This window comes from Cognatishimia coralii (assembly GCF_037478305.1).
Lineage (GTDB): Bacteria > Pseudomonadota > Alphaproteobacteria > Rhodobacterales > Rhodobacteraceae > Cognatishimia > Cognatishimia coralii.
The window spans coordinates 173,406-190,306 of the sequence record NZ_JBBGAZ010000006.1; the positions used below are offsets into that span (position 1 = coordinate 173,406).

19 protein-coding genes are annotated in these 16,901 nt (G+C 57.3%); 14 read left to right on the top strand and 5 right to left on the bottom strand.

Going from position 1 to position 16,901, the window contains the following annotated elements; all coding sequences use genetic code 11:
- Positions 1-3 precede the first annotated feature (3 nt).
- Together sucC and mdh are read right to left on the bottom strand one after the other, a co-directional pair.
- Positions 4-1,197 (bottom strand): ADP-forming succinate--CoA ligase subunit beta, encoded by a 1,194-nt coding sequence (gene sucC, locus WG622_RS12440; RefSeq protein WP_339403883.1) that lies wholly within the window; start codon positions 1,195-1,197, stop codon positions 4-6.
- A gap of 279 nt (positions 1,198-1,476) precedes the next feature.
- Entirely contained in the window at positions 1,477-2,439 is a 963-nt protein-coding gene (gene mdh / locus WG622_RS12445; RefSeq protein ID WP_339403884.1) for a malate dehydrogenase, read from the bottom strand.
- Between the two features lie 167 nt (positions 2,440-2,606).
- On the opposite strand from mdh, the gene WG622_RS12450 reads away from it, so the two are divergent.
- The 13 genes from WG622_RS12450 to WG622_RS12510 all read left to right on the top strand — a co-directional run bounded on the left by WG622_RS12450 (position 2,607) and on the right by WG622_RS12510 (position 12,199).
- Entirely contained in the window at positions 2,607-3,344 is a 738-nt protein-coding gene (locus WG622_RS12450; protein WP_339403885.1) for a sulfite exporter TauE/SafE family protein, read from the top strand.
- A complete protein-coding gene (locus WG622_RS12455) occupies positions 3,341-3,778 on the top strand; it encodes a GNAT family N-acetyltransferase (protein ID WP_339403886.1) in 438 nt (145 codons plus the stop codon). The genes WG622_RS12450 and WG622_RS12455 overlap by 4 nt, the downstream gene beginning before the upstream one ends.
- An 88-nt stretch (positions 3,779-3,866) precedes the next feature.
- Complete coding sequence (locus WG622_RS12460) at positions 3,867-4,721, top strand: HpcH/HpaI aldolase/citrate lyase family protein (protein ID WP_339403887.1); 855 nt, start codon at positions 3,867-3,869, stop codon at positions 4,719-4,721.
- Between the two features lie 33 nt (positions 4,722-4,754).
- Positions 4,755-5,303 carry an NnrU family protein gene (locus WG622_RS12465; protein WP_339403888.1) on the top strand — a complete coding sequence of 183 codons (549 nt, stop codon included), beginning with the start codon at positions 4,755-4,757 and terminating at the stop codon, positions 5,301-5,303.
- Between the two features lie 4 nt (positions 5,304-5,307).
- Entirely contained in the window at positions 5,308-5,511 is a 204-nt protein-coding gene (locus tag WG622_RS12470; protein WP_339403889.1) for a DUF1737 domain-containing protein, read from the top strand.
- Positions 5,511-6,542: a MaoC family dehydratase gene (locus tag WG622_RS12475; RefSeq protein WP_339403890.1), complete on the top strand. Its 1,032-nt coding sequence runs from the start codon at positions 5,511-5,513 to the stop codon at positions 6,540-6,542. Before WG622_RS12470 ends, WG622_RS12475 begins: the two co-directional genes overlap by 1 nt.
- Before the next feature lie 53 nt (positions 6,543-6,595).
- Positions 6,596-7,261, top strand: a complete 666-nt coding sequence (locus WG622_RS12480; protein ID WP_339403891.1) for a DUF1194 domain-containing protein — start codon at positions 6,596-6,598, stop codon at positions 7,259-7,261.
- A gap of 285 nt (positions 7,262-7,546) precedes the next feature.
- On the top strand, positions 7,547-7,933 hold the full coding sequence (gene sdhC / locus WG622_RS12485) for a succinate dehydrogenase, cytochrome b556 subunit (protein WP_339403892.1): 387 nt from the start codon (positions 7,547-7,549) through the stop codon (positions 7,931-7,933).
- A 14-nt stretch (positions 7,934-7,947) separates the two neighbouring features.
- Entirely contained in the window at positions 7,948-8,319 is a 372-nt protein-coding gene (gene sdhD, locus WG622_RS12490; RefSeq protein ID WP_209357323.1) for a succinate dehydrogenase, hydrophobic membrane anchor protein, read from the top strand.
- A 19-nt stretch (positions 8,320-8,338) separates the two neighbouring features.
- Complete coding sequence (gene sdhA, locus WG622_RS12495) at positions 8,339-10,150, top strand: succinate dehydrogenase flavoprotein subunit (protein WP_339403893.1); 1,812 nt, start codon at positions 8,339-8,341, stop codon at positions 10,148-10,150.
- Between the two features lie 18 nt (positions 10,151-10,168).
- On the top strand, positions 10,169-11,050 hold the full coding sequence (locus WG622_RS12500) for a hypothetical protein (protein WP_339403894.1): 882 nt from the start codon (positions 10,169-10,171) through the stop codon (positions 11,048-11,050).
- Positions 11,051-11,120: 70 nt separating this feature from the next.
- Positions 11,121-11,903 (top strand): succinate dehydrogenase iron-sulfur subunit, encoded by a 783-nt coding sequence (locus WG622_RS12505; protein ID WP_209357320.1) that lies wholly within the window; start codon positions 11,121-11,123, stop codon positions 11,901-11,903.
- A gap of 92 nt (positions 11,904-11,995) precedes the next feature.
- Positions 11,996-12,199: a hypothetical protein gene (locus tag WG622_RS12510; RefSeq protein ID WP_339403895.1), complete on the top strand. Its 204-nt coding sequence runs from the start codon at positions 11,996-11,998 to the stop codon at positions 12,197-12,199.
- On the opposite strand, the gene deoD is transcribed toward WG622_RS12510, so the two are convergent.
- A complete protein-coding gene (deoD, locus tag WG622_RS12515) occupies positions 12,179-12,883 on the bottom strand; it encodes a purine-nucleoside phosphorylase (protein ID WP_209357319.1) in 705 nt (234 codons plus the stop codon). The two genes, WG622_RS12510 and deoD, sit on opposite strands and share 21 nt — an antisense overlap.
- 52 nt (positions 12,884-12,935) lie before the next feature.
- On the opposite strand from deoD, the gene WG622_RS12520 reads away from it, so the two are divergent.
- On the top strand, positions 12,936-13,466 hold the full coding sequence (locus tag WG622_RS12520) for a DUF4329 domain-containing protein (protein WP_339403896.1): 531 nt from the start codon (positions 12,936-12,938) through the stop codon (positions 13,464-13,466).
- Positions 13,467-13,469: 3 nt separating this feature from the next.
- On the opposite strand, the gene WG622_RS12525 is transcribed toward WG622_RS12520, so the two are convergent.
- Both WG622_RS12525 and WG622_RS12530 read right to left on the bottom strand, forming a co-directional pair.
- Positions 13,470-15,440 carry a protein meaA gene (locus WG622_RS12525; protein WP_339403897.1) on the bottom strand — a complete coding sequence of 657 codons (1,971 nt, stop codon included), beginning with the start codon at positions 15,438-15,440 and terminating at the stop codon, positions 13,470-13,472.
- Positions 15,441-15,533: 93 nt separating this feature from the next.
- Positions 15,534-16,703 (bottom strand): endonuclease/exonuclease/phosphatase family protein, encoded by a 1,170-nt coding sequence (locus tag WG622_RS12530; protein ID WP_339403898.1) that lies wholly within the window; start codon positions 16,701-16,703, stop codon positions 15,534-15,536.
- Positions 16,704-16,901: the final 198 nt, after the last annotated feature.

Here is a 16,901-nt window from a genome sequence, read left to right on the forward strand (position 1 = left end):
ATCTTATCCTTTAACCGCTTTAACGATTTTCTCGGCGCCGTCAGACAGGTTGTCCGCAGCAATCACGTTCAGGCCAGAGGTGTTGATGATCTCTTTGCCTTTTTCGACGTTTGTGCCTTCCAGACGCACGACCAGAGGAACCTCGAGGCCGACTTCTTTCACCGCCGCCACAACGCCCTCTGCGATCACGTCACAGCGCATGATGCCGCCGAAAATGTTCACGAGGATGCCTTTGACGTTTGGATCAGAGGTGATGATTTTGAACGCCTCGGTCACTTTCTCTTTGGTCGCGCCGCCGCCGACGTCGAGGAAGTTGGCTGGCTCTGCGCCGTAGAGTTTGATGATGTCCATTGTGGCCATCGCCAGACCCGCGCCGTTCACCATACAGCCGATTTCGCCGTCCAGAGCGATGTAGTTGAGGTCGTATTTGGAGGCCTCAAGCTCTTTGGGGTCTTCTTCGGTGGTGTCGCGCAGTTCTGCAACATCCGCGTGGCGGTAAACCGCGTTGCCGTCAAAGCCGACTTTCGCATCCAGAACTTTGAGGTTGCCGTCGTCCGCTACGATCAGCGGGTTGATTTCCAGCATCTCCATATCTTTCTCGATGAAGGCTTTGTAGAGCTGACCCATCAGCTTGACGCATTGCTTCACCTGCGCGCCGGTCAGGCCGAGGGAGAATGCGATGCGGCGACCGTGGTAGGCTTGGTAGCCGGTCGCTGGATCGACAGAGAAAGACAGGATCTTTTCAGGGGTCGCGGCTGCAACCTCTTCGATGTCCATGCCGCCCTCGGTGGAGCAGACGAAAGACACGCGGGATGTTACGCGATCTACGAGCAGCGCGAGGTAAAGTTCACGCTCGATGCCGGAGCCCGCTTCGATATAGATGCGGTTTACTTGCTTGCCCGCTGGGCCGGTCTGGTGCGTCACCAGCGTACGGCCGAGCATCTTCTTGGCTTCTTCTGCGGCTTCTTCCACAGATTTTGTCAGACGAACGCCGCCTTTCTCGCCAGCATCGGCTTCTTTGAAAGAGCCTTTGCCGCGTCCACCTGCGTGGATCTGAGCCTTAACGACCCAAAGAGGCCCGTCCAGTTCACCGGCTGCAGTCTTGGCATCTTCTGCCTTCAGAACTGCACGACCTTCGGAAACTGGGGCGCCGTAAGAGCGAAGCAAAGCCTTCGCCTGATACTCATGGATGTTCATGAAGCTGTCCCGTGTTAGATACGATTGCGAATGTTATAGACGCACAGATTCCATAAAACTAAGCGCTTTTTGTCCGTTTGCCGTATTTCTACGGAAAATTCCGACATTTGTGATCACACGAAAAAATACTGTGATCACAAATTAAAGAAATGTTCTTTTCCTAAATCGAGTCGCATGTGGAATCCGACTCGTCGCGCCTGATAGAAGTTTGCGCAAACATTCATGAAGCAATAAAAAAGGCCCGCGAAATGCGGGCCCTTCTGAAACTCTTGAGGTGACTTAAGCCAGCGAGCTGTCGATGCCTTTGCAGGCCTCAACCAGGCCTTTGACCGCATTCACAGAGGTGTCGAACATCTCTTGTTCTTCGGCGTTCAGCTTGATGTTGACGATTCGCTCGATGCCACCGGCACCGATCACGGTTGGAACGCCCACATACATACCGTCCAGACCCAGAGCACCATCAACGTATGCCGCACATGGCAGAACGCGCTTTTGGTCTTTGAGGTAGGCTTCTGCCATTTCGATCGCAGAAGTGGCAGGCGCGTAGAACGCAGAGCCGGTTTTCAGCAGGCCAACGATTTCCGCGCCGCCGTCACGGGTACGCTGGATGATCGCGTCCAGTTTCTCTTGTGTGGTCCAGCCCATTTCCACCAGATCTGGCAGAGGGATGCCTGCGACGGTGGAGTAGCGGGAGGATGGCACCATGGTGTCGCCGTGGCCGCCCAGAACGAAGGCGGTGACGTCTTTCATGGACACGTCGAACTCTTCGGCCAGGAAGTGGCGGAAGCGCGCGGAGTCCAGAACGCCCGCCATGCCGCAGACTTTCTCGTGTGGCAGGCCAGAGAATTCACGCAGCGCCCAAACCATCGCGTCCAGCGGGTTGGTGATGCAGATCACGAACGCGTCTGGCGCGTTGTCGCGGATGCCTTCGCCAACGGACTTCATGACTTTCAGGTTGATGCCCAGAAGGTCGTCGCGGGACATGCCTGGCTTACGAGGAACACCTGCGGTGACGATGCAGACGTCCGCGCCTGCGATGTCCGCATAGTCTTGGGTGCCTTTCAGCTTCGCGTCAAACCCCTCAGATGGGCCAGATTCCGCGATGTCGAGAGCTTTGCCCTCTGGGGTGCCTTCTGCGATGTCGAACAGAACAACGTCGCCGAGTTCTTTAAGTGCTGCGAGGTGGGCAAGTGTGCCGCCGATCTGACCTGCGCCGATGAGGGCAATCTTGGGTCGAGCCATTGGAAATTCTCCAGTGCGGTTGAAATTGGGGGTGTGCCTACGGCGAAAGCGGCCTCTGTGCAAGGGTTTTGCGCTGCAGCGCGGCAGTGCTATAGATGTCGGGCGGGGGTTGAATGGGGTGTATACCTTGGTATGCAAGGGTTTTATCATCCCTTTTGAGGTGAGAGTTGGACTTTCAGTTTTTTGTGATTTTGAGCCTCGCGGTGCTTTTTGCGGGGATCTCCAAAGGTGGCTTTGGTGGGGGCGTGGCCTTCGTCAGCTCTGCGATTCTTGCGATCATATTGCCGCCGACGATGGCCATCGGGATCATGTTGCCGCTGTTGATGGTGATGGATGTGGCCAGCGTTGGCCCTTTTTGGAAACGCTGGGATCCCGAGGCCGCGAGGGTGTTGATCTTGGGCGGCATTCCGGGCGTCTTTGCTGGCGCGGCTTTCATCACCTACACCAACGACGACGTCCTCAGGTTTCTAATCGGGGCAATTTCTTTGGGGTTTGTCCTCTGGAGCATGTTGCCCAAAGCCGCCGTCGCGACGCGGCGATTTTCGGCCAAAGTCGGCTATGGCGCCGGCTTCGCCTCTGGGTTCACCAGTTTTGTCTCTCATGCTGGGGGGCCACCAGCGGCGATGTATCTCTTGGGGCAGCGATTTGACAAAACAACCTACCATGCCACGGCAATCGTAGTTTTCTGGGCAATCAATGCACTCAAGGCCATTCCCTATGGGTTCTTGGGCTTCTTTACCTTGGAAACCCTGACGCTCGACCTATACATGATCCCCTTTGCTTTGGTTGGCGTTTATCTTGGCGTCAAGGCGCACCACATGGTGTCAGATCGCGTCTTCTTTGGATTGACCTATCTTTTGCTTGCTGGGGCGGGGTGCAAATTGATTTGGGACGCGTTGACATGACCGTGCGGGTTTTAACGGAACAGGACTGGCCTGCAGCAGCGCGGCTTTATGCACAGCTGAATACGAAGGCCTCATTTGTGGCGGATGCCAAGGCGCAGGCTAATTTTGCAAAAGTCTTGAGGCATGATGGGACTTTCATCTACGGCGCGCATCTGAACGGAGAGGTGCAGGCAATGGCCACGCTGCATCTGATGCCGAATGTCACCTATGGGGGTCGTCCCTATGGCCTGATCGAAAACGTGGTGTCTGACAAAGCCGCAAGAGGACTGGGACTAGCACGTGCCGAAATGGAGGCCGCGATTGAGGAGGCGTGGCTGGCAAACGCCTATAAAGTCATGTTGCTTACGGGGCAGCAAAACGAAGCCGTTGGGTTCTACGAAAAGATGGGGTTCTCGAGTGACGATAAAATCGGGATGATCCTGCGACGTCCCTAGCGTCATTTTCTGCGATGCAGAAAAACCGCTTGCGTTCTTTCCGTAAAAATAGTCAAAGCTATGCGCAACATTATTGCGAGAGGAAATCATGACCCAGCGCGCGCACCCATATCGCTCTGTTCTTTACGTTCCAGCGTCCAACGCCCGGGCCATGGAGAAGGTAAAGACTTTGGCCATCGACGCCATCATATTTGACCTCGAAGACGCCGTCGCACCGGATCAAAAGGTTCCTGCGCGTGACACGCTGGCCGCGGCATTGGCTGAGGGTGGCTATGGCAACCGTCAACGCATTGTGCGGATCAATGATCTCTCGACCGAATGGGGCGTTGCAGATGCCGAAGCCGTCGCGAAACTGGACTGCGACGCCGTGCTCTTGCCCAAAGTCGAAAGCGCAGCGCAGGTTAAAGCGCTGGCCGACATCACCGGAGATCTGCCAATTTGGGCCATGATGGAAACGCCTCTGGGCATGCTGAATGCCGCTGAAATCGGCGCGCATCCGAAACTTGAGGGCATGGTCATGGGCACCAATGACCTCGCCAAGGAACTGCAAAGCCGCTTCCGTCCCGATCGTCTGCCAATGCAAGCGGGGCTAGGTCTCTGCCTGCTCGCGGCCAAAGCGCACGGTGTGACCATTGTGGACGGCGTCTACAATGCCTTCAAAGACACCGAGGGCCTTGCAGCGGAATGTGAACAGGGCCGCGACATGGGCTTTGACGGCAAAACCCTGATCCACCCTGCACAGGTCGAGGTCGCCAATACAGCTTTCGCCCCGACCGACGCCGAGATCGATCTCGCCACCCGCCAGATCGCCGCCTTTGAGGAAGCCGAAGCCGCTGGAACCGGCGTCGCGGTCGTCGATGGCAAGATCGTTGAGAATCTCCACGTCGTCACCGCGCGTGAGATTTTGTCGAAAGCGGATGCAATCGCGGCTCTAAGCGCCTAACTCTTAACCCGTACCAAAAGGGGAGGGTTAACGATGACATTGCTGATACTTGGCGTTCTGCTCTGGAGCTTTGCGCATTTCTTCAAACGGATCGCGCCGGGTGCGCGTGCGTCCATGGGCAATCGCGGCTCGGGATTGGTCGCGCTGACCTTGCTTGTGTCGATCGTTCTGATGGTCATAGGTTATCGCGGCGCAGACAGCACATTCCTGTGGGATCGCCCAAGCTGGGGTGGTCCGGTCAATAATCTGCTGATGGTCATCGCGATCTATTTGGTCACGCCCGGCCCCAAACGAGGCGCTCTGTTTTATCGCATGCGTCACCCGATGCTGACTGGCTTCCTGATCTGGACCGTCTCGCATCTTTTTGTCAACGGCGACAGCGCCTCCTTGGTCTTGTTCGGAGGCCTCGGCCTTTGGGCCTTGGCGACCATGCGCACCATCAACCGCTCTGAACCCGATTGGACGCCCAATGAAAAAGGTGCGCTCTCCAAAGACATCATGTTCTTTGCCGTCGCCATCGTCCTGACCGGCCTTATCGGAGCGGTGCATTCCCTCTTTGGCCTGACCCCATTCGGAGCATAACCCCATGAAACTCTATCGCTTCCTGTCTGAAGACGACACATCTGCCTTCTGCCACAAAGTGACCGCTGCCCTAAACAAAGGCTGGGAACTGCAGGGCGAGCCCGTTTACGCTTTCGATACCGCGCGTGGTGTCATGCGCTGCGGGCAGGCTGTCGTCAAAGAGGTAGAGGGCACCTACACGCCAGAGACCAAACTCGGAGACCACTAATGGCCAAGACCAACGCCGGACGCTTTTTCGAAGACTACAAAGTCGGGGACGTCATCCATCACGCAGTGCCCCGTACTGTGTCGGGGGGCGAGCGCGCCATGTATCACGCTTTGTACCCTGCGCGGCATGCTCTCTATTCTTCAGACGAATTCGCGCGGGCTTCTGGTCTTCCGGCGTCGCCAATCGATGATCTGGCGGCGTTTCATGTGGTCTTCGGCAAGACAGTGCCGGATGTGTCGCTGAACGCGGTTGCAAACCTTGGCTATGCCGAGGGCCGTTGGCTGAAACCGGTCTATGAAGGCGACACGCTGCGGTCCACCTCTGAGGTGATCGGGGTCAAGCAGAACTCTAATGGCAAATCCGGCGTGGTCTATGTCCGTACGCGCGGCCTGAACCAGCGCGACGAAGTGGTCATGGAATATGTCCGCTGGGTCATGGTGCGCAAAAAGGATCTGGATGCACCAGCGCCCGAGACCTTGATCCCAGAGCTGTCCAAAGTCATCGACCCCAAGGATTTGGTCATCCCAGAGGGGCTCGATTTCACGGGTTATGATTTCACGTTGGCGGGCGAGGCCCATCGCTGGGGCGACTATGAAGTCGGCGAGACCATCGACCACGTCGACGGCGTCACCATTGAAGAAGCCGAACACATGATGGCCACGCGCCTCTGGCAGAACACCGCCAAAGTGCATTTCGACAGCACCGCGCGGCCCGATGGCACGCGTCTGATTTATGGCGGTCACGTGATTTCCATGGCGCGGGCGCTGTCATTCAACGGTCTGGCCAACGCGCAGATGATCGTGGGGCTCAATGGCGGCGCGCACGCGAACCCCTGTCTGTCTGGCATGACCGTTCGCGCTTGGTCCGAAGTTCTGGATAAGGCGGAGACCTCGGCACCTGGTGTCGGGGCGATCCGTTTGCGTCTTGTGGCGACTAAGGGCGGCACGCCGTTTGAGCTGAAAGGCGAAGATGGCAAATACCTGCCTGACGTGCTTCTGGATCTGGACTATTGGGCCTTGATGCCGATCTGACCGATCACGAAAAGTTTTCGCCGCAAAGTTCGGATGCCCGCTAGGCTCTGACTATGCGGCGAGCCTTAGCGACTTTCATCACCTGCCTTCTTGGCTTTACGTCTCAGGCGAAGGCCTGCGATGTGGCGTTGCTTTTGGCGGTGGACGTTTCGGGTAGCGTCGACCCAAGTGAATACCGGATACAGATGGGCGGTCTCAGTGCCGCCTTGCGCGATGGTTTGGTGTCCGAGGCCCTTGTGGTCGGGCAGGCCAACGTTGCCCTCATGCAATGGAGCGGCAGCTCGCGGCAGGAAATCTCTCTGCCATGGTTCGCGATCCGTGATTTTGAGGATGTCGAGAGTTTTGCACGCATGGTCGACGAGACCCCACGCCTTTGGCGGAATTACTCCACGGCCATTGGTGAAGCGCTTTTGCTTGGTTTGGAAACAATGCAAACCGCGCCGGACTGCGATCGACTGGTCATCGATGTGTCCGGCGATGGCGAGTCAAACGAGGGCGTGGTGCCGCAGGACGTAAAACCTTTGATGGCGCGTGCAGGGATCACGGTGAATGGCTTGGTCATCGACACGCGCAATGAAGGTATCCTTGACTACTACAGGTCCAACGTCATCACGGGGCAGGAGTCCTTTGTTGTGTCTGCCAATAGTTTTGACGAATACCCCGACCGAATCCGCGAAAAGCTGATCCGTGAGCTCACAAAACAATTTGCTGCTCGGTAGTTGTCTTGTTTGTGATCACATAATCTGCAAAATTAGATGCGTATAAATACTGTTTAAAATATGAGATTTGGCGTTGGTCTCCTGTAGTATTTGTGTCGGGAATTGAGAGTGCAGGCTATTTGTGATCGCATTTAAAATGTGCGTGATCACAAAATGACGGATTTCGCGCCTAATTTTGATTTTTTAACCAAACTCTAGCGCTAACCGTTAAAAAACGACGCCTCGAAACGTGACTCCGGCGCAAATTTCGCTAGAACAGTCCCAAAGGACCTGAAAGGAGTCACCATGGCAGATGTGAATCGCGGCAATCGCCCGCTTTCGCCCCACCTTACGATCTATAGACCCCAACTGACGTCCGTCTCTTCGATCATGGTGCGTATTACCGGCATTATCGCTCTGGGCGCGGCTCTGATTGTTGTGGCGTGGCTCTTGGCAGCGGCAACCTCTGAAAGCGCGTTTGACGTGATGGAGGATCTGCTGGACAGCTGGATCGGAGCCGTGGTTCTGCTCGGTGCCACCTGGTCGCTGTTTTACCACATGCTGGGCCGTCTGCGTCACGTGCTCTGGGACTTCGGCTACTGCCTTGAGGTCTCTGTGTCCGAGAAACTGGCCATCGGCATGTTTGCTCTGGCCACCATCCTGACCGCGCTTGTCGCTTTGGTCATCTGCTAAGCGAGGGATAAATCATGCGGTATTTGACAGATAGAAAACGCGCGCAGGGTCTTGGCGCTGGTCGTGAAGGCACGCATCACCATTGGCAAGCGATGGTCAGCTCGATCCTTTTGGTCTTTTTGGTTCCAGCTTTCGTGATCACCTTCGCCATGGGGCTCGACAGCGACTACCAAGAGGTCATCGCCTTTTACAGCCAACCTCTGCCAGCGCTGATCACCGGCATTTCGCTGGTCGTCATCGTGTTGCACCTGATGAACGAGGCCAATGTGGCGGTCGAAGACTATGTCCACGGCGTGGCTGAAAAACTGACCCTCATCGCCGTAAAGGCATTCTCTTACACGCTGATCGCGGTGGGCCTTTTCGCCCTCGCTAAGATCGCACTCTAAGTCACCGGAGTTTCAAACGATGGCAGCATATGAATATGAAACCCACGAATATGACGTCGTGGTTGTCGGTGCCGGTGGCGCGGGTCTGCGCGCGACGTTGGGCATGGCAGAACAGGGTCTGCGTACGGCCTGTGTGACCAAGGTTTTCCCAACCCGCTCGCACACTGTTGCAGCGCAGGGTGGCATTGCGGCGTCCTTGGGCAATATGGGCCCGGACAGCTGGCAGTGGCACATGTATGACACGGTCAAAGGCTCTGACTGGCTGGGCGACACCGACGCGATGGAATACCTCGCGCGCGAAGCCCCCAAGGCGGTTTATGAGCTGGATCACTATGGCGTGCCGTTCTCGCGGACTGAGGAAGGCAAGATCTATCAGCGTCCGTTTGGTGGTCACACCACTGAATTCGGCGAAGGCCCAGCGGTTCAGCGGACCTGTGCGGCCGCCGACCGGACTGGACACGCGATCCTGCATACGCTTTATGGGCAGTCTTTGAAAAACAACGCGGAATTCTATATCGAATATTTCGCGATCGATCTGCTGATGTCTGATGATGGCGAATGTCAGGGCGTTGTCTGCTGGAAACTGGACGACGGCACCATGCATGTCTTCCGCGCCAAGATGGTTGTTCTGGCAACCGGCGGCTATGGCCGTGCCTATTTCTCGGCGACCTCTGCCCACACCTGCACCGGCGACGGCGGCGGGATGGTTATGCGCGCAGGCCTGCCGATGCAGGACCTCGAATTCGTTCAGTTCCACCCAACCGGCATCTATGGCTCTGGCTGTCTGATCACCGAGGGCGCACGCGGCGAAGGCGGTTATCTGACCAACTCCGAAGGCGAGCGTTTCATGGAACGCTATGCACCAAACTACAAAGACCTCGCGCCGCGCGACTACGTCTCGCGCTCCATGACCATGGAGATCCGCGAAGGCCGTGGTGTGGGTGCAGAGGGCGATCATATCTTCCTGAACCTCAACCACCTGCCAGCCGATGCGCTGGCGGAACGTCTGCCGGGCATCTCTGAATCGGCCAAGATTTTCGCGGGTGTCGACGTCACCAAAGAGCCGATCCCGGTTCTGCCGACGGTTCACTACAATATGGGCGGTATTCCGACCAACTATTGGGGCGAAGTTCTCGACCCAACCGAGGACAACCCAACCAAGATCGTTCCCGGCCTGATGGCAGCGGGCGAAGCGGGCTGTGCGTCTGTTCACGGTGCGAACCGTCTGGGCTCGAACTCTCTGATCGACCTCGTGGTCTTTGGCCGAGCCGCCGCGATCCGTGCCGGCCAAGTGGTCGACCGCGACGCGCCGGTGCCTACGCCGCCGCAGCATCAGATCGACAAGGCGTTTGAACGCTTTGACGCGCTGCGCTATGCGAAAGGGGCGATCCCGACCGCCGATCTGCGCCTTGAGATGCAGAAAACCATGCAGCGCGACGCAGCCGTTTTCCGGACCGCCAAGACCATGGCCGAAGGCGTCGAAGCCATGACCGAGATCGCGGGCAAGATGGGCGACCTCAAAGTCACCGATACCTCGCTGGTGTGGAACTCGGACCTCATGGAGACGCTGGAGCTGACCAACCTCATGCCATCCGCGATTTCCACGATCGTGTCGGCTGAGGCGCGTAAGGAAAGCCGCGGAGCGCACGCGCACGAGGACTTCCCTGATCGTGACGACGAAAACTGGCGTGTGCACACTGTCAGCCGCGTCGATGAGAGCGGCACCAAAGTCGATCTGTCCTATCGCCCGGTGATCACCGATCCTCTGACCACCGAGGACGAAGGCGGCATCGAGCTTAAGAAAATCGCGCCCAAAGCGCGGACCTTCTAAGCGAGGCCGACGGACCCCATGCGCGACCACGCGGATATCACCCTCTTTGAAAAGCTTGGCTACACGCCAAGCCGGGTGATCCGTGTGTTTGGCATGCGCCGCTCTGGCAACCATGCGCTGATCAATTGGCTGATGCGTAATGCGCCAGAGGTATCTGTCTTCATGAACAATTGTGCGCCGGGCAAATGTCCGGCGGACACCGCCAAAGCGCTTGAAATCGGAGAGCTGGGGCTGCCTTTGGGTGAAGCCTCGGTGGCCGAATACTGCGCCGAAGTGGATGACGGCGGCGTGCTGATCATCTCGTATGAGGACTTCATGCCAGACCCGCATGAGCCTCTGGCTGCGGTGACCAAGGGCTTGCCAGACGACGTCGAGTGTCTGGACCTGGTCTTGTTCCGTGGCTTTATGAACTGGTCCGCGTCCTTGCTGCGCAAGCTGCAGAACAACGACGTCCACGACATGTTCTCGCGCCTTCGGACGATGATCAATGCGATGGATCGTTACACCGAAGGTCTTGAGCTGGTTCAGGAAACTCCTGCGCGGATCCGTCCGGTCAGCTATGACCGCTGGGTCAGCCGTGCGAAATATCGCGCCAGCATCCTGCGAGCGCTCGGCTTTGAGCAAAAAGACAACAGCCTCGGGGCGGTGCAGCCCTATGGCGGCGGGTCGTCTTTCCAGAAGGACGTGAAGGCGGCCAAAGACCTCGCCCCGCATGAGCGCTGGCATCTGATGGTCAACAACGCTGAATATCAGTTGCTGCTTTTGACCGCGTCCCAGCACAACGAGTTGGTCGAGCTGATGGTTGATCTCATGCCGCAGGACGCGGCACTTCTTAAGGGGTATCTGGCGCAGGCCCGCTTCCCCTATCATGTACAATTGGCCGAAGGTGACGAGACATGATCCGCATCTTGGCATTCCCCCTTTCCACCAACGCGCGTCCCGCGCCGCAGGCAAGCTAAGGAGACGACTGATGGTCGAATTTGCGCTCCCAAAGAACTCCCGGATCACAACAGGGAAAACCTGGCCCAAGCCAGAAGGCGCTAAGAATGTGCGCAAGTTCCAGATTTACCGCTGGAACCCGGATGATGGCAAAAACCCATCGGTCGATACCTATTTCATCGACATGGACAATTGCGGCCCGATGATCCTGGACGCGCTGATCAAGATCAAAAACGAGATTGACCCGACCCTGACGTTCCGCCGTTCCTGCCGTGAAGGCATCTGCGGCTCTTGCGCGATGAACATCGGCGGGATCAACACGCTGGCCTGTATCTATGGCATCGACGAAGTCAAAGGCGGCACGGTCAAGATCTATCCGCTGCCACACATGCCGGTGGTCAAAGACCTGATCCCTGATCTGACGCATTTCTATGCGCAGCACGCATCGATCATGCCGTGGCTGGAAACCAAGACCAACCGTCCGGCAAAAGAGTGGAAGCAGTCGATTGAAGACCGCAAAAAGCTCGATGGCCTGTATGAGTGTGTGATGTGCGCAAGCTGCTCCACCTCTTGCCCAAGCTACTGGTGGAATGGTGACCGTTACCTCGGCCCAGCAGCCTTGCTGCATGCCTATCGCTGGATCATCGACAGCCGCGATGAGGCGACGGGTGAGCGTCTGGATGAGCTCGAAGATCCGTTCAAGCTCTATCGCTGCCACACAATTATGAACTGCGCGAAAACCTGTCCAAAGGGTCTGAACCCAGCGGGTGCGATTGCGCATATCAAGAAGATGATGGTGGATCGGGCTGTTTAACGCAGATGCGGGGGCCAGCCCCCGCGCCCCCGGGATATTTCTGGCAAGAGAAAAATGGGCGCGGTTTAGCGCCCTTTTTTGTGAGGTGAGAGATGCATATCGCGATTGGTTTGATCGTTGCCTTTGTGCTGGTCGCGCTGCTCAGCAATCGCAAAACGCGCGCCTGTCGGTGGCGCGCGGATCGTCGTCAGGATTCTGTGCAGGGGAGTTTTTACCGCTGTATGCATTGCGGGGCAGAGACGCGGAAGGCGGATGGCCGCCCGCCGAAAATCTGCTTACGCGAAGGCCGCCTCTAGGGCGATTTCGACCATATCTCCGAAGGACTTCTCGCGCTGATCGCTGGGCAAAGCGTCGTGCGTAATCAAATGATCTGAGACCGTCAGCACTGCCAGCGCGCGGCACCCGTGGCGGGCGGCAAGATTGTAGAGTTCGGCGGCTTCCATTTCCACGCCCAGGATGCCGTGGCGGATCATCTGCTCGTTCAGATCGGGGCGCTCGTCATAGAACACATCACTAGAATAGATGCCGCCGACGTGGGTAGCGGAGCCTTTGGAGGCAGCGGCATCCGCGGCCGCGCGCAAGAGGCCATAGTCGGCACATGGTGCGAAGTTGATTTCCTTAAAGATGCCGCGCGAGGGGGTTGAGAGCGTGGTTGCCGTCATCGCAAGGATCACGTCCCGGATCGCGACTTTTTCCTGCATCGCGCCGCAGGAGCCGATGCGTATCAGCGTTTTGGCGCCGTAGTCCTTGATCAGCTCGTTCACATAGATCGACAGGCTCGGCATCCCCATGCCAGAGCCATGGATCGTCACGCGGTTGCCCTTCCACATGCCGGTAAAGCCCAGCATGCCACGTACTTCATTGACGCAGGTGACGTCAGTCAAAAAGGTCTCTGCTGCCCATTTCGCGCGATAGGGATCGCCGGGCAATAGGACGGTTTCTGCGATCTCGCCGGGCTTTGCGCCGATGTGGATTGTCATGGATGCGCTCCTCTGGTCTTATAGACGCGTATTAGTGCAGGAAGTTAGCCCCATGAAAACCCCCATTCGCGCCGTGATTGGCCTTGCTTTGGCAATAAGTGCTTCGCCTGTTGATGCGGATTCAAAGGCCGAGATCGCCTTGATGAAAAAGGTCTTTGCTGAAATTCAGCCTCTGTCGTTCAAACGCAACCGCGAGTATTGCGGCTATATTGGCTATGATTTTGACGGCAATCTGGTGGCGTCTGAGGCGCGGCGGGGGCGGAAATCGAGCTGCCGTCCGCGGGATCCGGTCGAGATCGAGGTGATCATCGCGTCCTATCACACACATGGGGCCTATAATAACGACGAAGGTTCTGAGGTGCCGAGTGTCGAGGATATGGAGGGTGATGAGGCTGAGGGCATCGACGGCTATGTCGCCACGCCGGGCGGGCGCATGTGGTATGTCGATAGCGAGGATATGGTGATCAGCCAGATCTGCGGGGTTGGGTGTCTGGCTCAGGATCCCGACTTTGTGCCCTATGGCGATGTGGGGATTGAGACCAGCTACACCTATGACGAGCTGGTCTCTTGGTTTAACGAATAGCTTTTATTCCGCTGCCACCGATTGCGGATCGGCAAGGGTGACGATGTCGCCCATGATCGTGTTGAGCTCGAAGTCTTTCGGCGTGTAGACACGCGCAACGCCCATGGCGCGCAGGCGGTCTGTGTCCTCGTCTGGGATAATGCCGCCCACGATCACGGGGATATGGCCCAAGCCTTCGTTGCGCATCCGCGCCATGAGGTCTTCCACCAATGGGATGTGGGATCCAGAGAGGATCGAGAGACCCACCACATGCGCCTCATCTTCGCGTGCCTTAGAGACGATCTCTTCAGGCGTCAGGCGGATGCCATCGTAAGAGATATCCATACCTACATCGCGCGCACGGCAGGCGATCTGCTCGGCGCCGTTAGAGTGGCCATCAAGGCCCGGTTTGCCGATCACGAACTTGAGGCGGCGTCCGAGGCGGTCACTGACGCTATCCACGGCATCGCGCAGGTCATCGAGGCCTTCGGTCATATTCGACGGGTTCAAGGACACGCCAGTCGGGCCACGGTATTCGCCATGGATCGACCGCATCTGAGCTGCCCATTCACCGGTTGTGACGCCCGCTTTCGCGGCCTCAATCGAGGCTGGCATGATGTTTTTGCCCGCCTTCGCATCTTCGCGCAGCGCTGCCAACGCCTTTTCCACGCGCTCCGCGTCGCGACCCGCACGCCATTCGTTGAGGCGGTCGATCTGTTCTGCCTCGACTGCAGGGTCAACGACCATAATGCCGCCATCGCCGGTCATCAGAGGGCTGGCCTCGCCTTTTTGCCATTTGTTTACGCCGACAACGACGGTTTCACCCGCTTCGATGCGGTTGAGGCGGGCGGAGTTGGATTCCACCAGACGGCCCTTCATGTAATCGATGGACTCAATCGCGCCGCCCATGGATTCAAGGTTCGCGAGCTCGTGACGTGCGCCGTCTTTGAGTTCAGCCACCTTGCGATCCACCGCTGGGTTGTTGTCGAAGAGGTCGTCATACTCCAAGAGGTCGGTCTCGTAAGCCATGATTTGCTGCATGCGCATAGACCATTGCTGATCCCAGGGGCGCGGCAGGCCTAGGGCTTCGTTCCAAGCGGGCAGCTGTACCGCACGGGCGCGGGCCTTTTTGGACAGAGTCACCGCCAGCATTTCGATCAGAATGCGGTAGACGTTGTTTTCAGGCTGCTGCTCGGTCAGGCCCAGAGAGTTTACCTGTACACCATAACGGAAGCGGCGGTGTTTGGGGTTTTCAACGCCGTAGCGTTCCTGACAGATCTCGTCCCACAGTTCCACGAAAGCGCGCATTTTGCACATCTCGGTGACGAAGCGGATGCCTGCGTTCACAAAGAAGGAAATGCGGGCCACCATCGGGCCGAAATCCTCGGCAGGGACGCGCGGTTTCAGCGTGTCCAGAACCGCCTGCGCGGTCGCCAGAGCGAAGGCCAATTCTTGTTCTGGAGTCGCACCCGCTTCTTGTAGGTGATATGAACAGACGTTCATCGGGTTCCATTTAGGCACGTTGGAATAGCAATATTCCGCAACGTCCGCGATCATCTTAAGTGACGGTTTTGGCGGGCAAATATAGGTGCCGCGGCTGAGGTATTCCTTAATCAGATCGTTCTGAACCGTGCCCTGCAGCTTGCTGACATCCGCGCCCTGTTCCTCTGCGGTCGCGATATAAAGCGCCAAGAGCCATGGGGCCGTGGCGTTGATCGTCATTGAGGTGTTCATCTGTTCCAGAGGGATCTGGTCAAACAACGTCCGCATATCACCCAGATGGCAGACGGGCACGCCCACTTTGCCGACCTCGCCGCGCGACAGCACATGGTCGCTGTCATAGCCGGTTTGCGTGGGCAGGTCGAAAGCGACGGAAAGGCCGGTCTGGCCTTTCTCGAGGTTCGAGCGATAAAGCGCGTTGGATGCCTTCGCAGTGGAGTGTCCAGCGTAGGTACGGATCAACCAGGGGCGGTCGCGGGTGGGTGTCTCAGTCATTTGGGCCTCGGCAATAAAATTGCGTTGCGGACCACTTATGAGAAATTTCGTACCGTTGTCAATCGCTGCATCGCAGCAGAACGTGGCGTCGTGTCATTCGGGTATTTCTACGTCGATCCAGACGAGGCGATGGTCCGAGGTCGGAAACTCTGCGAGCTTGAAGAGTGGATCTGTGTTGGGCAGCCAATAGATCCCCGAGTCTACGATTTTCAGGGTTTTGGAGGGGAGAACATAGTCCACACGCAAGTTGCCGGGAGTACGGTCGGTGCCGGGGTTGTCGCGATCAAAGCCGAAGTCTGCCGTGTCGAAAGCTGCAGGGCCCCGGTGGCGCTTATTGGCCCCTCCCTGCCGGTCGGCGGCCTCTGCGCTACCATCGCTTGATGGGGCTTGGGTCGCGGAAGCCTGGATCAAAGGGTGGTCGAGCAGCTGCAATATGGCTTGATTGGTTGAGTCGCCGTCGAATGGATCTGCGTTGAGGTCACCTGCGATCACGAAATGCGCGCCATCGCCAAGGCTACCTTTCGTTCCCGCATCGTCATAAATATAGGACGCACCCTCTACATAGTCGGCCCAAAACCTGATTTCATCATGATTGCGACGGCCATTGCGATCCTCTGGCCCATCAAAGACCGGAGGGGTCGGGTGGGCGGCTAATAGATGCACTTCCGTGCCATCAGCGTCGAGTGTCAGGTCCCAGTGGCTCTTGGAAGACAGGCGGAAAATGCCTTCTGCGGCAGAGCTATAGAATTCATTGGGCATTAAGTTCTTTGGCATATCCTTCCAGAGAAAGGTCTGAAACGTCCGCGCATTTGTGATCGGGAGGTTAGACAGCACCGCCATGCCGTATTGGCCAGGAAAGAACCCAAACCCATAGGCATCGCCGGGGCCGCCGATCTCTTGGTTGCCATCCAGATCATAGCCAGATGGAACGCCGGTATTGACGGGTGCACGAAAGGCCTCGGTATAGGTGATGGGCTGCGCGGTCCCATCACCTGTCGTGTTCTGCCCCGTCTGCAGAAGTGTTTGGAACAGAGCCAAAGCGGCAGGGTCATCGTCAAATTCATTCAACAGCAGAACGTCAGGCCGCACCCGCTGAATGATCTCGGCAACTGCAGCGACCTGAGCGTCGCTGGCCTTGATATCCGCACGCAGATCCCCCGCATTCTGGCGATTGAGCGACGCATTGAATGTCGCGATCCTCAGAGTGTCGGCCTGAGCTGATCCTGCGAGTGCCAGTGCGAGGGTTAGAAAAATGGGTTTCATAAAGGGCCTCTCGGTCTTGAAATAATCTTGCGCACAACGTCGCGTCACATGTGACTCGTGCTTTGCAACGACCCGATGAAAATCCGGTAAAGATTTTCTTAACGCACCAAGGATTTCGTTAAGGCTTTGAAAAACAAAATACTTTCGTAGATTTTGCGTACGCAGCGACATTTCTGCATTCGCAAAGTAATAAAATTA

Excerpts from the sequence above, each read along its gene's own strand:
- WG622_RS12475 (WP_339403890.1), top strand. The coding sequence starts at position 5,511 with ATGGCCAAGACCAACGCCGGACGCTTTTTCGAAGACTACAAAGTCGGG.
- WG622_RS12455 (WP_339403886.1), top strand. The coding sequence starts at position 3,341 with ATGACCGTGCGGGTTTTAACGGAACAGGACTGGCCTGCAGCAGCGCGG.
- sucC (WP_339403883.1), bottom strand. The coding sequence starts at position 1,197 with ATGAACATCCATGAGTATCAGGCGAAGGCTTTGCTTCGCTCTTACGGC.
- WG622_RS12460 (WP_339403887.1), top strand. The coding sequence starts at position 3,867 with ATGACCCAGCGCGCGCACCCATATCGCTCTGTTCTTTACGTTCCAGCG.
- WG622_RS12520 (WP_339403896.1), top strand. The coding sequence starts at position 12,936 with ATGAAAACCCCCATTCGCGCCGTGATTGGCCTTGCTTTGGCAATAAGT.
- sdhD (WP_209357323.1), top strand. The coding sequence starts at position 7,948 with ATGCGGTATTTGACAGATAGAAAACGCGCGCAGGGTCTTGGCGCTGGT.
- WG622_RS12505 (WP_209357320.1), top strand. The coding sequence starts at position 11,121 with ATGGTCGAATTTGCGCTCCCAAAGAACTCCCGGATCACAACAGGGAAA.
- WG622_RS12525 (WP_339403897.1), bottom strand. The coding sequence starts at position 15,440 with ATGACTGAGACACCCACCCGCGACCGCCCCTGGTTGATCCGTACCTAC.
- WG622_RS12470 (WP_339403889.1), top strand. The coding sequence starts at position 5,308 with ATGAAACTCTATCGCTTCCTGTCTGAAGACGACACATCTGCCTTCTGC.
- WG622_RS12480 (WP_339403891.1), top strand. The coding sequence starts at position 6,596 with ATGCGGCGAGCCTTAGCGACTTTCATCACCTGCCTTCTTGGCTTTACG.
- WG622_RS12500 (WP_339403894.1), top strand. The coding sequence starts at position 10,169 with ATGCGCGACCACGCGGATATCACCCTCTTTGAAAAGCTTGGCTACACG.
- deoD (WP_209357319.1), bottom strand. The coding sequence starts at position 12,883 with ATGACAATCCACATCGGCGCAAAGCCCGGCGAGATCGCAGAAACCGTC.
- mdh (WP_339403884.1), bottom strand. The coding sequence starts at position 2,439 with ATGGCTCGACCCAAGATTGCCCTCATCGGCGCAGGTCAGATCGGCGGC.
- WG622_RS12530 (WP_339403898.1), bottom strand. The coding sequence starts at position 16,703 with ATGAAACCCATTTTTCTAACCCTCGCACTGGCACTCGCAGGATCAGCT.
- WG622_RS12510 (WP_339403895.1), top strand. The coding sequence starts at position 11,996 with ATGCATATCGCGATTGGTTTGATCGTTGCCTTTGTGCTGGTCGCGCTG.
- sdhC (WP_339403892.1), top strand. The coding sequence starts at position 7,547 with ATGGCAGATGTGAATCGCGGCAATCGCCCGCTTTCGCCCCACCTTACG.
- WG622_RS12465 (WP_339403888.1), top strand. The coding sequence starts at position 4,755 with ATGACATTGCTGATACTTGGCGTTCTGCTCTGGAGCTTTGCGCATTTC.
- sdhA (WP_339403893.1), top strand. The coding sequence starts at position 8,339 with ATGGCAGCATATGAATATGAAACCCACGAATATGACGTCGTGGTTGTC.